At 46.5% G+C, this 14,305-nt stretch carries 12 protein-coding genes; 5 read left to right on the forward strand and 7 right to left on the reverse strand.

Annotated features, from left to right (window positions below; genetic code table 11):
- Position 1: 1 nt before the first annotated feature.
- The 3 genes from OCU35_RS05510 to OCU35_RS05520 are packed head-to-tail and all read right to left on the reverse strand — an operon-like array spanning position 2 to position 2,956.
- Positions 2 to 496, reverse strand: a complete 495-nt coding sequence (locus tag OCU35_RS05510) for a protein disulfide oxidoreductase (RefSeq protein WP_261825798.1) — start codon at positions 494 to 496, stop codon at positions 2 to 4.
- Entirely contained in the window at positions 496 to 2,607 is a 2,112-nt protein-coding gene (locus tag OCU35_RS05515) for a protein-disulfide reductase DsbD family protein (RefSeq protein WP_261825799.1), read from the reverse strand. The genes OCU35_RS05510 and OCU35_RS05515 overlap by 1 nt, the downstream gene beginning before the upstream one ends.
- 49 nt (positions 2,608 to 2,656) lie before the next feature.
- Entirely contained in the window at positions 2,657 to 2,956 is a 300-nt protein-coding gene (locus OCU35_RS05520; protein WP_241902172.1) for a hypothetical protein, read from the reverse strand.
- Between the two features lie 298 nt (positions 2,957 to 3,254).
- On the opposite strand from OCU35_RS05520, the gene OCU35_RS05525 reads away from it, so the two are divergent.
- On the forward strand, positions 3,255 to 4,175 hold the full coding sequence (locus OCU35_RS05525) for a ParB/Srx family N-terminal domain-containing protein (RefSeq protein ID WP_261825800.1): 921 nt from the start codon (positions 3,255 to 3,257) through the stop codon (positions 4,173 to 4,175).
- 649 nt (positions 4,176 to 4,824) lie between these two features.
- On the opposite strand, the gene OCU35_RS05530 is transcribed toward OCU35_RS05525, so the two are convergent.
- Together OCU35_RS05530 and OCU35_RS05535 are read right to left on the reverse strand one after the other, a co-directional pair.
- Positions 4,825 to 5,265 carry a DUF411 domain-containing protein gene (locus OCU35_RS05530; RefSeq protein ID WP_261825801.1) on the reverse strand — a complete coding sequence of 147 codons (441 nt, stop codon included), beginning with the start codon at positions 5,263 to 5,265 and terminating at the stop codon, positions 4,825 to 4,827.
- Positions 5,266 to 5,359: 94 nt separating this feature from the next.
- Entirely contained in the window at positions 5,360 to 5,713 is a 354-nt protein-coding gene (locus OCU35_RS05535) for a hypothetical protein (RefSeq protein ID WP_261825802.1), read from the reverse strand.
- A gap of 369 nt (positions 5,714 to 6,082) precedes the next feature.
- Between OCU35_RS05535 and OCU35_RS05540 the strand changes: the two genes are divergently transcribed.
- From OCU35_RS05540 to OCU35_RS05555, 4 genes are all read left to right on the forward strand, one after another.
- Positions 6,083 to 6,496: a MerR family transcriptional regulator gene (locus OCU35_RS05540; protein WP_017026958.1), complete on the forward strand. Its 414-nt coding sequence runs from the start codon at positions 6,083 to 6,085 to the stop codon at positions 6,494 to 6,496.
- Positions 6,496 to 9,210, forward strand: a complete 2,715-nt coding sequence (locus OCU35_RS05545) for a heavy metal translocating P-type ATPase (protein ID WP_261825803.1) — start codon at positions 6,496 to 6,498, stop codon at positions 9,208 to 9,210. Before OCU35_RS05540 ends, OCU35_RS05545 begins: the two co-directional genes overlap by 1 nt.
- A gap of 210 nt (positions 9,211 to 9,420) precedes the next feature.
- Complete coding sequence (locus OCU35_RS05550; RefSeq protein ID WP_017026956.1) at positions 9,421 to 10,761, forward strand: hypothetical protein; 1,341 nt, start codon at positions 9,421 to 9,423, stop codon at positions 10,759 to 10,761.
- Between the two features lie 10 nt (positions 10,762 to 10,771).
- Positions 10,772 to 11,218, forward strand: coding sequence for a hypothetical protein (locus OCU35_RS05555; RefSeq protein WP_261825804.1), 447 nt, complete (start codon positions 10,772 to 10,774; stop codon positions 11,216 to 11,218).
- On the opposite strand, the gene OCU35_RS05560 is transcribed toward OCU35_RS05555, so the two are convergent.
- Entirely contained in the window at positions 11,202 to 12,530 is a 1,329-nt protein-coding gene (locus OCU35_RS05560) for a BamA/TamA family outer membrane protein (RefSeq protein ID WP_261825805.1), read from the reverse strand. The genes OCU35_RS05555 and OCU35_RS05560 overlap by 17 nt on opposite strands.
- Before the next feature lie 174 nt (positions 12,531 to 12,704).
- Entirely contained in the window at positions 12,705 to 14,093 is a 1,389-nt protein-coding gene (locus OCU35_RS05565) for an SLC13 family permease (protein ID WP_261825806.1), read from the reverse strand.
- Between the last annotated feature and the right edge of the window lie 212 nt (positions 14,094 to 14,305).

Consider the following 14,305-nt stretch of genomic DNA (forward strand, 5'->3'; position numbering starts at 1 on the left):
CTTAAAGAAGCCACAGTCTAGCGAGTAGACCGATAGGCGTTGTAATTCCAGTAGTAATGTTTTTAATCTCGCCATTTTCAACAATGGCTATGGTCGGGGTCACTTTGAGGTTCCAGCGTGAACTTATCTGACTTCTAGGGTCATTAATGTTCTCAAACTGATAATCATGACTATTGAGGTAAGCCTGTACGCGACGTGCTTCACCGGATGAGGCGCTGATGGCGACAACGTCATAGTATTGGCTTAGCCAATTGATGGTGGGCGTCACAAACTTACACGCCCCGCACCAGGTTGCCCAAAAGTACACGACCACGGGCTTATCTTGACTAAGAACGTCTAAGTCTATGGTGTTCCCTGAAAGCGCTGTAGCGTGCGTCGTTGGGCTCTCGCTAGAGGTAAAATCTCGAGTGCGCCACAGATCCACTGCAACGGATATTACAGTAAACAGCAGGATATACAGCAGTGCTTTTTTAAAGGTGCTTAACACTTTCTTCATCACAGCTTTCCTCCGGCTTGCTCTATAGCCTTGAGTACAGCTTCACTGCTCAGAACCGTCGGCAACGCAATGCCTTGCGGGGCATTTGGGCCATATACGATATTAAATGGCACGCCATAGCGGTTATAACTTCTTAAGAACCCCGTCACTCTGTCACTCGGTCGCGTCCAATCTCCCTTCATTCGAATGACATTGCTGTTATCGAGAGTCGAGTAGACTGGCTCTTGTAGCAACACCCCTATCTTATTGGCTTTACAGGTAATGCACCAATCCGCGGTCACATCCACAAACACGACTTTATTGTCAGCAACGTATTGCTCTATATCTTGAGTGGAGAGTTGATGCCATTGGCGCACTTTAGGTAGGGGAGTCGCCCAACTATCGGCAGTCACACTTGCCGTAATTAAGCCTCCGCCCACAGTCATGATGCCAACAACGCCAACGACTGCTGCAACGTTTTTCCCGTAGGCCGATTTAGACTTAACGATAAGCAGGCAAAACAGGCTAAGTCCTATGACGATAAGCCATAGCAGTGATACATGATTGCCTAATAACGAAAGCAGCCAGATACTGGTTACTAGCATCATCAAACCAAACACGATTTTCACCTTGTTCATCCATGCGCCGGGCTTAGGCAATTTCGTTGCGATTGACGGGAAAGTCGCGACGAGCAGCCACGGAAGAGCCATACCTAAAGCAAGGGCTGAGAAAATCACAAACAGTGTGCTTATGTCAGCACCTAGGGCAAAGGCTACAGCGGTTCCCAAAAAGGGCGCTGTGCAGGGCGTGGCGAGTAGGGTGGCAAACATGCCCTGAACAAAGTGTCCGGAGTAGGAGTTATCTCCCTTGCCTGCGAGCCAAGTGGAAATACCAGAAGGCAAGCGTACCTCCATCAAACCCAACATATTCATGGCAAACAGCGCGGTGACCACAAATAAGAAGCCTAAAAACCATGGGCTTTGGAACTGAATGCCCCAGCCTAAGGCGCCACCCGTTAGTTTGACGATGGCCAAAAACAGCGCGATCAACCAGAACGAGGCCAGAATGCCAAGGGCTGATGCGATAAATTGCCATCGAATCTGACGCTTTTCTTGGCCTTGCATACTGACAATGGAGCCAAGCTTCAACCCTAAAACAGGCAGTACACACGGCATAATATTAAGAATAAGGCCGCCAATAACCGCGAACATAAACATCTGCCATAGACTTGGAGTAATAGAATTTACCGCTCCAGTGCTGACCGCAATGTGTTCTTCGGCGAGAAAGTCTGAATCTGAGAAGGAGACCGAAACGGTTTCGTTCTCAAGCGACGGTGCTCCTAGCCAACTGGTTACCTCAAACACCGCATGCAGTGTGTTGCCCTCTAGCGTAATGCTCGGCTTCTTAAAGCTGGCATCTTCTACATTCTCGGCTTTGCCATCCACAAGCACATCCGGGGAGTGCCAAGGGGTTGTCTTGGTTACGCTAACTTCTAGCTTAGAGCTTGCCTCGTCCCATTTTGCTTCTAGGTTGCTCAGTAAAGGAGAATCCTTTGGCACAGAGCTAACGGCCTTGGCGTAACTGAGCATTGCCTTATCGTTTGTTGTGAGGTCATTGGCTACAAACGAAAGCGTGATGGGGTAGTCGGTGAGGACGCAAATAGTCGTGCAGGACGGAAGCGTCAGTGTCGCATTCAATGTTGCAGGTTGTGATAGCTCATTTAAATGCAAAGTGATAGGAAAGATCACATCGGATTGATAGCCCAAGGTCTCTATTCCCAGTAGCGAAAAACGCTCTGGAAATGGCCAGTGCCATTCTAGGGATTCAATATTCGTTGATGCGGCATAGTCGATACTTGGCGCGACACCGGCTTCGCCTGCCGTGCGCCAATAGGTTTTCCAGCCATCATCGAGCTTAACCTCTAGCAAGCCTTCAACAGTGTGAGTGTCCCTGTTAGTTTGGCCTGTGAGATCAAAACGTACCTGAACGGGGGGATGATCGGCAGAGGTAATCCAACCCGAACTGACCTCGGTCGCGGAGACTATCTGCGTTAAGCTGATTAGCCATAGAAATAGCAAGCCCCTCAACAAAGGCTTGAGTAGAGTGCTAGTCATAAATTTAGTTTTAAGCATAGTTTTTCCATAAATAACAAAGTGATAGTTGTGTATAACCATCTTTTGTTTATTCACGAAATACACAAAGCCTGAGATAGAGTCGCGGCGGAGGTCCTGTTGGCTCGGTAAAGAGACGCACAGGTTTAAAAGAGCTGGTGACGGTGAAGATGCCAATCAGAGCAATTAATAATAATGCAACAGCAAGGTCTTCCATGCTGACTTGATGAAAACTTAACAGTTTTTCCGATAGTGAGCAGGGTGTTTCAGTTAATGACGAACTGCTTTGTTGGCTGATCTCTGTTGAGGCAATTTGTTCGGGAGAAATGGTACAAAGACTGATAAAGCCAACATTTTTTGCCAGACACACCAATATTACCCACCATACCAATAGTAGGGAGTATTTTGCGGTTAGGTGCCTTTTCTGCTTGGGCTTCACGATATCGTTATAGAGTCTTGATTGAGTCCGTTAGGCGTAACTTAACACACTCTAGGCAGGCAATGAAATACAAATGCTTATCAGTTAATAGTAGGTGCGCTTACTGGCATAATGTAAATGCAACTTGTCTGTCATAAGTTCGTAATGCTTTGATTTTAGGGTACTTGCACAACAACACTTCCATAACAGCACTTCCATAGCTACGTGGGCACAAACACAAAGGTACACAATGAATTGTCTGAACAAGTCTCTTATTGCACTGACTACGTTGATAAGCGCAACGTCAGTATGGGCTCAGGATCTCACCTCGGTAAAAGAGGGGGATGTCTACCAAGTCACCTTGTCTGAGCTTAAGCCGACACAGCCATCTGTGGGCTACGATCAGATTTACTACAAGCTAGGCCGCTATCAACACGATGTGAAAAAGCAGTTTGATGAAATCTGTGAGGCCAATGGTCAGAAGGGCTTAACATCTTTTGATGAAAAGTCAGTACCTTCAAACCCAGAGTCCTTTGTTTGTGAGCAAGGCATAGGTGAAAAGCGCAAAGACATGAAAACCATAGTGCTTGCACCTAACAACGAAATTTATCTAACCGATGGCCACCACACTTTCAACACCTTCTGGCATATGTCAGGCGGTGGCAGTGACTTCAAGGTGCACGTGATTGTTGATAAAGACTATCGCCACCTAGAAAACATGCAGGCGTTTTGGGCAGAACTTGAAGCCGACAAAAATGCCTGGTTGTATGACCTAAACAATAAAGCCATTACCCACGATGAATTACCACAGCAAATGGGTATCAGCAATTTCGCCAATGACCCATACCGCGCCTTGATGTACTACTCACGCGACGTCAGCTGGAATAAGCCAAAGCAGCCCGTGCCATTTCTTGAGTTCTACTGGGCTAAAGAGCTAAAGCCTGTGTTTGACCTAAACCAATATGACCTGACAACTGAGCAAGGCTACATGAAAGCGGTGAAAGAAGCGGGTGACGTCATTTTGTCTTTAGACACCGAAAACCTAGGCGGTTCGGGTTTGTCTGCTAAGGCAATGGGGCAGTTTGACAGCTTCGATGAGAAAAGCTTTCAGAAGATGACTCGCAAGACGAGCAAGCTTAATTATATGTTGGGGTATAAGCAGGGGTTGTAAGGTTCTGTGGGGGCTGGGTTCTGGGGTGTGGGTATATGGAGAGATGGTCGATAGGAGCGCTCGACCATGACGGTTATCCAAGCTTCTAGCCGCGAGCTCCAAGCCTCAAGTTTAAAGCCTCTAACCCAGAGCCCAGAGCCGAAAGTCCCGAACCTTAACCACCGTCATTCCAGCAGTCTTTTAGCTGGAATCTTAGGTACTACGCAAGCCAGCAATGTGCACCCTAAGATCCTAGATATTTGCCATGCAAATTCTAGGATGACGATACTCCAGAACCCAGAACCCAGAACCCAGAACCCAGAACCCAGAACCCAGAACCCAGAACCCAGAACCCAGAACCCAGAACCCAATGTCCTGAGCTCCAATTATCGTCATTCCAGCAGTCTTTTAGCTGGAATCTTAGGTAGTGCCCAAGCCAGCAATGTGCACCCTAAGATCCTAGATATTTGCCATGCAAATTCTAGGATGACGATGCTCCAGAACCCAGAACCCAGAACCCAGAACCCAGAACCCAATGTCCTGAGCTCTAATTATCGTCATTCCAGCAGTCTTTTAGCTGGAATCTGATTGACTACCAAAGCCAGCAACGTGCCCCCCAAGATCCTAGATATTTGCTTCGCAAATTCTAGGATGACGGACACAACCCCAATCAATACTCCGCATACACACTCGTCGTGCCATCAGCATGAAACGCGATAACATCGAAGCCTTTGTACTCATCCCCCGGCTTTGCCATGCCTGGTGAGTGCATTGGCATGCCTGGTGCTGCTAGTCCTTTGATGCCTTGTGGGCGCTCTTTAAGAAGGCGGGCTACGTCTTTTTCTGGCACGTGTCCTTCAATTAAATAACCATCAATAATCGCCGTATGGCAAGATTGCAATTTGGCTGGCATGCCAAACTCACGCTTGACGTTAGTCCAATCCTTTTGCTGTTGGATATCCACTTGATACCCTTTCTGCTCCATGATTTCTGCCCACTGCGTACAGCATCCACAGCTTGGAGATTTGTACATCTCGATGTTGTTACTCGCGAAGCTTAGGCCACTGAATAGAAGAGATGCGGTAAGGATTGCTTTGTTAACTGTTTTCATTGTATTGCTCCATTGCCAAGCGACTCGCTGGGCAATTAAATATTGTTTAGATAAGTGTAAGACACTCTGATAATTCGATTAGATGAATAGCGAATTAAACAATAGGAGGCCGCAATACGGCTTGCTTATAGGGTGGCAGAATATCTGAAGAAGCTAAAGAGTAGCTGGTCTCATCAAGGCTAGTACTGGATAACAATAGGGCGGATGAAGGCAAACTAATTAAACTGCCACAAGCCTGCTCACAACACTGATGCGTGGCGCTAGTACACCCAGTTGTGGCTTGTTGGTGTGACTCCTCACAGTAATCGGCATCCGTTGATGTTTGCGCTGCTGCGTTGTGATGCTCGATAGGCTGGACTTGAGATACTGACGGAAAAACACCTGCTACTAGCAGAGCCAGTATCAGTGTTATTGCAATTATGCTGTGTGAGTGAAATCGTTTAAGCATGGTCAGTATCCGTAAAGTTCCTATTCGTTATAGCTCATATTAAATTTTCTCGTCAATACAAATGTTCGTTTCAGTGATGAAACTTAAACAACCATAAATCAACGTCTTAAATAGTTTGACCTGTGACCTGCTCACAGGTTTTAGACTGGTGCGGAACTTACTTTAACGAGGAGACATCACATGGGATGTTGCAACAAAGCACCTGAGGGTGGCACGCGTTCGCTAGGGCCATTGCTTAAATTAGTGGGGCTATTATTCGCGGTTATTTTTGTTCTTGCCTTATTTACAAATTAAACTCTTGACCTATGTGTAGCTCCTAGGTTTTACACTAAGGTTATAGTTAGAAAATCGAACACTAGGAAATGGCCAATGATTACCTCAAAACTTGCTAAATCAGCCAATGTCTCACCCGATACTGTGCGCTATTACACCAAGCGTGGATTGATCACGGCGACTCGAAATCCTGACAATGGATACAAAGAGTACGATCTAAACGCGCTACAGAGGCTGAAGTTTATCCATCAAGCAAGGGATCTTGGTTTTGGGCTGAAAGAGATTGAGGACATATTGGCTTCCACCGAAGACGGCAGCTCACCGTGCCCTAAGGTGCGAACAATGATGGCGGATAAGATTGTAGAGACAGAGGCGCAGATCCTCAGACTGCAACAACATGTCACCATGCTAAAAGAGACTTTTGAACAATGGGGAGAGCTACCGGATAGCTTGCCAACCGGTGATTCCATTTGTTGTTTGATAGAGTCTTGGACTGAGGAGAAGAAGTAATGAACCAGTTTAACCTTCAGCTCGAAGGTGTCTCTTGTGGCGGCTGTATCAATAAGATAAAACGAGCGGCCCTTGAACTAGACAGCCAATTCACTATCGACAGCAGTGAAGATAAAAAATGGGCGCGTGTGGGCACAACGCTAGATATTGCAGGCATCTTAGCTGTGATAGCAAACCTAGGTTACAAAGCGAGCGAGAAACCTTTGCCGCAGATTAACAGCAGGGTAGCGAACGTATCTTGCCAAGGCTGCGTGAAGAAGATCACCAACGCACTTGTTGAGCTTGATAAAGACGCGGTCGTTGCTGTCGATATTGAAGCTCAAACTATTGAGGTGAAAAGCCTATTGTCTAGTGAGCAGGTGCAATCTTCATTGCAAAGCTTAGGTTATGCCCTTGTAGCTGATGCGCCAACAGAAGAAAATAACCCAGTATCTGAAAAAGCCGATGCGAAGGTTATTGATGTTGATGAGGCTAGTCTAACTCGCCTTAACCTATCAGGTGTCACCTGTGCCAGTTGTGTTGCGACCATAGAAAAAGCATTAACAAGTAAGCAAGGCGTGGATTCGGTGAATATCAACTTTGCCAATCGAACCGCAAGTATTTATTCGAGCTTGCCTGCAGATAGCTTGATTCAAACAGTCGAAGGAGCAGGCTACGGCGCGTCACTCATCTTAGATGAAACCCAAGCAGAACAAGAGCGTGAACAGGCCGAGCAGCAAGAATATCGCGATAAGATTCGCCATACCATTTTGGGCCTTGGCTTAGGTGTTCCCCTAATGTTGTATGGCTTGCTTGGCGGATCAATGACGGTGAATACGCCCAGTGAGCAGTTCATTTGGTTGATTGTGGGTTTATTGACCCTAGCCGTGCTCTATTTTAGCGGTCGACACTACTTTGTTGGCGCGAGCAAAGCCTTTGTTAATCGCAGCGCGAATATGGATACGCTCATTGCATTGGGCACAGGCTCAGCGTGGCTGTACTCTATTATAGTTGTAGTCATGCCAGCTTTGCTCCCCGAGAGTGCTCGTCATCTCTACTTTGAAGCCTCGGCTATGATCATTGGTTTGATAAACCTAGGGCAAGCCTTGGAGCTAAAAGCAAGGGGCAGAACCTCTCAAGCAATCAAGCGCCTTTTGGATTTGAGAACCAAAACGGCGGTGGTGATTCGAGATGGGAAAGCTCTTACCTTGCCAGTGGAAGAGGTGATCATTGGAGATACATTGCTGATTCGCGCTGGAGAAAAAGTACCTGTCGACGGCAAAGTAATTGATGGTGAATCGTCTATCGATGAATCTATGCTAACCGGTGAGCCTATTCCGGTAATCAAATCAGTAGACGATACCGTGTCTGCAGGCACCATCAATGGCGATCAAAACCTCACCATAGTCGCGACTAAGATTGGTAGCGATACCATGCTCGCTCAGATCATTGAGATGGTGTCTAACGCTCAAAACTCTAAGCCATCAATCAGCCATTTAGCGGACCGCGTTTCCAGCGTATTTGTGCCTACCGTGATGATACTGTCTATTGTCACAGCCTTGATGTGGTACAACTTTGGGCCAGCGCCAACGGTGATTAATATGCTAGTCACCGCAACCTCAGTGCTGATCATTGCTTGTCCTTGCGCCCTTGGCCTCGCAACGCCTATCTCTACCATGATAGGTATTGGAAAATCGGCAGAATTTGGGGGCCTTATTCGCAACGGTGATGCCTTGCAAAAAGCCAGTGCTATCGATGTTGTGGTGCTGGATAAAACCGGCACTATCACACAAGGTAAGCCGAGTGTGGTGAAGGTTAGAACGGTTCAAGAAAGCGAGGCAACATTGGGGTACTTAAACGCCATTGAGCAGGGCTCTACGCATCCGTTGGCGTCGGCTATTGTTCATTACTGCCGTGAAAACGCACAACAACTGGACAGCCATAATGTAGTGGGATTCCAGTCATTGAATGGTCTAGGTGTGCGAGCGGAAATTGACGGCCATACAGTGCTACTTGGCAACGAAAGGTTGATGGCCGAGCACAGCATTGCTATCGATAGTGCTCTTTCTCTTGCCGATGAATGGGAGCGTCAGGCGCAGACCGTGGTGTATTTTGCCATCGATAATCAGCTGACCACTGTGTTAGCGATTAGCGACCCTATAAAGAAAGAATCTAAACCCGCGATTGCAGCCTTGAAATCTTTAGGTATTAAGGTGGTAATGCTGACTGGAGATAATGAACACACCGCGCAAGCGGTAGCCGCTGAGACGGGTGTGGATGAGGTCCATGCGCAGCTTTTACCTCAGGATAAGCTAGAGTGGGTGACTAAGCTTCAACAGCAAGGCTTGGTTGTGGCCATGGTGGGTGATGGTATCAATGATGCGCCAGCGCTAGCACAATCTGATGTGGGCTTTGCCATTGGGCATGGCACCGATGTGGCTATCGAAAGCGCGGATATCACCTTAGTGAGAGGGTCACTGTTTGGTGTGTCTCAAGTGATCGAAGTGAGTAAGGCCACGATGAAGAACATCAAGCAAAACCTGTGGGGCGCGTTTATCTACAACTCCCTAGGGATCCCTATTGCAGCCGGTGTGCTATTTCCACTGACAGGCATGTTGCTTAGCCCTATCGTAGCTGGCGTGGCAATGTCGCTCTCTTCCATTACGGTGGTCAGTAATGCTAACCGACTAAGATTGTTCTCACCAAAATCATCAGCAGGTATTCATCATGATTAATATTATCGGCATACTACTTATCGCCTTTATTGTGTGGTGGTTTTGGCTAAAATAGTCCAATCGCAAAATAATCATCAAAGCTGACAGTGTCAGCTTTTTTTTATTAGCAATTTCAAGTGCCTATTGTTGAAAATTGACATACTCTTTGTGGAGGGAACAGTGATACAATGGCCTGTAATAAAAGTGTCATAATAAGGATGGTGTGCATAAATGTTGGATCTGAAGGTAACGGCAAAGAAGAGCATTGAACTTCAGCAAACGCTCGCCGCCGATTCACAGTCTGAAACTAAGGTAGAGTTTGTCATACCCAGCAGTATAGATCTGGGCGATACCTTTTCGGCTGGAGATTTCTTCGATAAATCATTTACTCAGACTCGCCGCTTCCATAAAGGCAAAAGCATCAGCTTGATGTTGCTTTACATCAAGATCCTAGAAAAAGAGCAATTGCCATACGAGTCTTATAAGACCTCAATTAGCCTTTTTGCCTACTTATTTATCAACGACATCCGTTCATTTAAAACCAATCAAGAAAAAGAAGAGCAGGCAGTAGAAGAGATCATCGAGAAGGCAAAAGGCCACTCAAATATCTTGACCTCGTTTCGTCGCTTCTCACTTGAAGATGACCAGAAATTTGAGCGTTTTCGCAAAGTGGATGCGATTCTTTCCTACGAATTTGAGCAGTACCTGCTTCGCCAGACTGCGACTTTGCAAAACATCAAAGGGGCAACAGCTGCTAGGGATTACCTAGCACAGCTGTCAATGGCAGAAGATGAATACCGCGTGACTCAAATGTATGAAGGTATCTACTCGGTTAAAAGTGTAGAGCCAGAAGACCAAGAGAAGCTGACGCGAGTATTTAACCAAACAGATCTACAAAAGAAGCTGCTAGAGCTTCCTCTTCGCGTGCACAGCAGCAGCAAGCGAGTGGGGGAGAAAGAGCGCTACCTCTCTCTTGCTATCGCAACCGGTTTAATCATGTTGGGTTTTAGTGTGGTGATCTTCCAGTTTCGCTTAATGGGTCTGGATACCGATTTGCAGTTTGTGTTGGCATTTGCCGCTCTTTATGTTGTGCGAGATGTGTTTAAGGAAAGCATTAAAGCCTGGGTGTTTGAGAAGATCATTCGCAATAAACCCCGCGTTGTCTCTTGGTTTGGTATGCCAGACAAAAAGACAGGCATTGGAACTGGCGAGACATGGTTTAACTCTCAGCCCAACTCTAAGGTCGCTATTGCGAACCGTGAGAACATATCGCTGTTCTTTAGAGAAACAGTAAGTCTGAAGAACTTTGAGTACAACGGTTTTAAGAAGATCAAGACCAACACCAGCATTGATCTTGGTCCCATCATGCGATGCTTTCCAAGTGAAAACCGAGATATGTATGTGTATTCAACGGGTAACAAATCTCGCAAGGTGAGTATTTCTCGTCGTGGACGCATTGAAGTGAAGATCCATGAGAAAAAGACGGAGCCAGGTGGTGTTAAGGAAAGAACGGCACGTTACCGCGTCACTTTCGATCGCACTAAGATCATCAAGCTAGAACCTCTGCAGTAACCAAGGACTCATGCTAAACCTGACCTTTCAACAGTGGGCGCTTATCGCCGATATCTACACACCATTGCTTGCGCTATGGAGTGTAGTTTTATTGCGTCAAGAGCCTACACCACAGCGCAAGGCAAGCTGCACCGCTTTGATGGTGACCATTTGTATTGTGTACGGGTCGAGATTTATCGATGAATGGCTAGGAATTTGGCCGGCGTTTCATTCGGATTACAGCACGCATACCGCAGTGGCATTGGCCTTGGTGGTACACATAGTCATAAAGGTTGGAGTGTGGGGCAGGTTGGTCGCCGTGGGTTCTCTGCTGGCCTATCTGCAATTGATGAATCATCAGGAGTACCATACCTATCTAGATATGGTATCTACGACAATCTATTTACTGCCCCTGTTTTGGGTCAGCTGGCTGCATTTTGGTGCCAGCGAAAAAGAAGCCTTTAGAAGGGTTGATTAACCATAAACCACATGTAACTGCCTTCTTCTGACACTGCGTAGTCAAATCGTACCACCACACCTGCCGCCAATGCCCTAACCGCGACACCTGCATCGAGTTTCATGTCTTGGGTCAATTCACCCAAATCATACTCTGGTGCAACTTGACCGGCTTCGGCAAATGCTACCAATTGGAACCAATCGATGTTCAAGAACCTCAACCAAGAGACTTCCTTAATCGGGTTATAACGCAGGGTGTAACGATATTCAGCGGTTGCGTATAGGCTTGCTTTATCATGGAAACGATTTGAGTCGTAGCCGCGCATTCGAGCGTGCCCACCTAACGTTGCCCCCTCGTTGTAGGGAGCGCCATCTTCAACAGTTTTTCTCTGGCCGTCTACGTCAACAATATTCCAAGAGGGTGAATATCCTGTCCAAAAGTTGAAAGCGAAGATGCGTTGGCGAGCCCAATCACTTTCACCGATAGAAAGGTATTTGCTGACATCAAGCTCTACAAAATTCCAAGTATTGTCGGGAGAGACAATGCTTCCTTCATAGGAGTACCCCAAATATTGGCGACTACCCATGGAAGGGTTTGGAGCAAAATCGGTGTTGTCGTATTGAATACCAAACTCGAATGCACTCATGTCACCTTCTCGCTCAATCCCTGCATCATCTTCATAAGATTGATAACGATTGAACTGACGCATGAGTAAGATAGTCGTACCGGTTTCTAACGGGTTCCAATAGGTACTTTTTGGGCCATCGACCAACATACCGTTTCTCAAGTAGTAATCGACAGTGGCTCTTTCTTTCGCGGAGCCTAGTGGCAACACGTATTCAACCTTTATATCTAACCAGTTGGAATAACCATCACCTTGAATGTAGTCATCCTGACTTGAACCAGAACTGCCCCATCTAGGGTCTTCAAACGCTATGTTGCCATTGGTATAGGCTCTTTGTTCTGGAAAGTAGGCATACATGCCAGCTAGGGAAATAAATGCCCGCTTTGCAAACCAAGGTCGATAGTTCCATAGTCCACCTGAGAGTCCATAGCTATCGGCGCCAGCCCAGCCAGTACCACCAATGACCATCTGCTCTTGTCCAACGCCCTGTACAACGCCGCCGATACCGACATTGAGTCCCATAGACTCAGTGGAGAAAGCGTAGGGAAGAACCATGGCATTCTTAGTGTTATCAGCGTTTTCTGCTCGGTGGATAGTGTATTTCATACCCACCGGCGTAGCGGAGTAGGCACAGCTAGAAAAAACACCGAGCGCAAGCAGTGACTGAGTCGCAATATTAGGTACGCGTTTTAAGAAAGGCTTTGACATCAATTGGCTGAGCATCCTGCTCTGAATGGAAATTATCGTATTAATGCTAGCTTACAAAGAATTCATTAAACGTTAAAGAAATGTATCAACAGAGTGTGGTTAAACGAAGAGTTTTTGCGCGTTTTCGAATAAAAGAGAAGCGATCTCAGTGATCGCCCCTCAATTTCGAAAAGCTTATATCCAGAATAATGAAGCAATAAAGGTAAGTGCGCCAATACAAGCAATGTTAAGAACAATACCCACCCGCATCATTTCTTGTTGCTTGATATGACCAGAACCAAACACGATGGCATTTGGCGGTGTCGCAACCGGCAGCATAAATGCACAAGATGCTGCGACGGCGATAAGCACCGAAAGCACGACCGGTGACATACCAAACACTTCTGCCACTGTGGCAAAGATGGGGATTAGCAGCGCCGCACTGGCGGTATTACTGGCGAATTCGGTTAAGAACACTACAAACAGTGCGATGATGGCGATGATGAACAAGATCCCAAAGTCTGAAATCAAGCTACTCAGTGAGTTTGCTAAGAACACACTGGTACCGGTCGCTTTAAGTACGTTACTTAGGCAGATACCACCGCCAAATAAGATAAGTACGCCCCAGTCAGCGGTTTTTTCAATGTTTTTCCAATGAACGACTCGTGCAAAGCTCACCAAAACTATGGCAGCAAGAGCCACTATGGTATCGAACTTAGAAATACCGCCAAGCATAGAGTTGATAGGCTTACTGAAGATCCAGCAGAACACGGTTAAAGAGAAGATAGCCAGTGTCACGATCTTGCCTTTGTCCCAGTTTACTGGCTCTTTATTAAGCTCAAAGGTGCCTTCCAGGTTAGGCTTGAGGACAAAGTACAGGGTAGCAACCGCTAATGGCAGCATGATAACCGCCGCCGGGATACCAAATGCCATCCACTCGGTAAAAGTCAGTCCAACTTCAGCCGCGGCAATCGCATTAGGAGGCGAACCCACTATCGTTGCGATACCACCAATACTGGCACTGTATGCCACACCAAGCAGAACAAACACGTAGGTCTTACGCTCTTTATCGGCATCAACCTTACTAAGCACGCCCAATACTAGGGGCAACATCATGGCTGCAGTGGCGGTATTACTGATCCACATGGATAAGCCGGCGGTGACACCAAACAGCATAAACACAGCCGCGCTCATCTTGCCTTTTGCCAAGATCAGAACCTTATCAGCGATCACCTTATCTAAGCCTTGCACATGCATAGCAGCGGCGAGAGCAAAGCCTCCTAGGAATAGAAATATAATGGGGTTGGAGAAGTTACTCAGCGCGGTTTGTGTATCGAAGATATCGAATACAACGGCGAGTATAGGCACAAGAATGGCGGTAATGGTGACGTGCAAGGCTTCGGTTAGCCAAAGCACGGCGATAAATACCAAAATACTGATGCCGAGCACCACTTGAGGCTCAAAGGGTAAAGACTTATATAGGGCAAAGAAGAGTACGATATCGGCAAGGATAATCAGACTATTACGGTTAAAAAACCACTCTCTGGTGTTAGTGGGGAGAGGGACACTATCATTTCTGTTCATATTATTATTCCTCAATAGCTCATTCTTGTTGTATTTATGATCAAGAATTGGTTGTAGAACGAAGAGTAGGGACTACCACTTTTGGGTTAATAAATGGTCACACGTTTTATGATGATTTGAAATGAAGGTATTGCTGAAATGTTAACCGCATCAATAGTGTGGTTATTTTATTGTGCTACATCAGATTGGCATCACAATTGATGTGTAACAAG

Source organism: Vibrio breoganii (assembly GCF_024346795.1).
In the GTDB taxonomy this organism is placed as follows: Bacteria; Pseudomonadota; Gammaproteobacteria; order Enterobacterales; family Vibrionaceae; genus Vibrio; species Vibrio breoganii.

Excerpts from the sequence above, each read along its gene's own strand:
- OCU35_RS05510 (WP_261825798.1), bottom strand. The coding sequence starts at position 496 with ATGAAGAAAGTGTTAAGCACCTTTAAAAAAGCACTGCTGTATATCCTG.
- OCU35_RS05515 (WP_261825799.1), bottom strand. The coding sequence starts at position 2,607 with ATGCTTAAAACTAAATTTATGACTAGCACTCTACTCAAGCCTTTGTTG.
- OCU35_RS05525 (WP_261825800.1), top strand. The coding sequence starts at position 3,255 with ATGAATTGTCTGAACAAGTCTCTTATTGCACTGACTACGTTGATAAGC.
- OCU35_RS05530 (WP_261825801.1), bottom strand. The coding sequence starts at position 5,265 with ATGAAAACAGTTAACAAAGCAATCCTTACCGCATCTCTTCTATTCAGT.
- OCU35_RS05535 (WP_261825802.1), bottom strand. The coding sequence starts at position 5,713 with ATGCTTAAACGATTTCACTCACACAGCATAATTGCAATAACACTGATA.
- OCU35_RS05540 (WP_017026958.1), top strand. The coding sequence starts at position 6,083 with ATGATTACCTCAAAACTTGCTAAATCAGCCAATGTCTCACCCGATACT.
- OCU35_RS05545 (WP_261825803.1), top strand. The coding sequence starts at position 6,496 with ATGAACCAGTTTAACCTTCAGCTCGAAGGTGTCTCTTGTGGCGGCTGT.
- OCU35_RS05550 (WP_017026956.1), top strand. The coding sequence starts at position 9,421 with ATGTTGGATCTGAAGGTAACGGCAAAGAAGAGCATTGAACTTCAGCAA.
- OCU35_RS05555 (WP_261825804.1), top strand. The coding sequence starts at position 10,772 with ATGCTAAACCTGACCTTTCAACAGTGGGCGCTTATCGCCGATATCTAC.
- OCU35_RS05560 (WP_261825805.1), bottom strand. The coding sequence starts at position 12,530 with ATGTCAAAGCCTTTCTTAAAACGCGTACCTAATATTGCGACTCAGTCA.
- OCU35_RS05565 (WP_261825806.1), bottom strand. The coding sequence starts at position 14,093 with ATGAACAGAAATGATAGTGTCCCTCTCCCCACTAACACCAGAGAGTGG.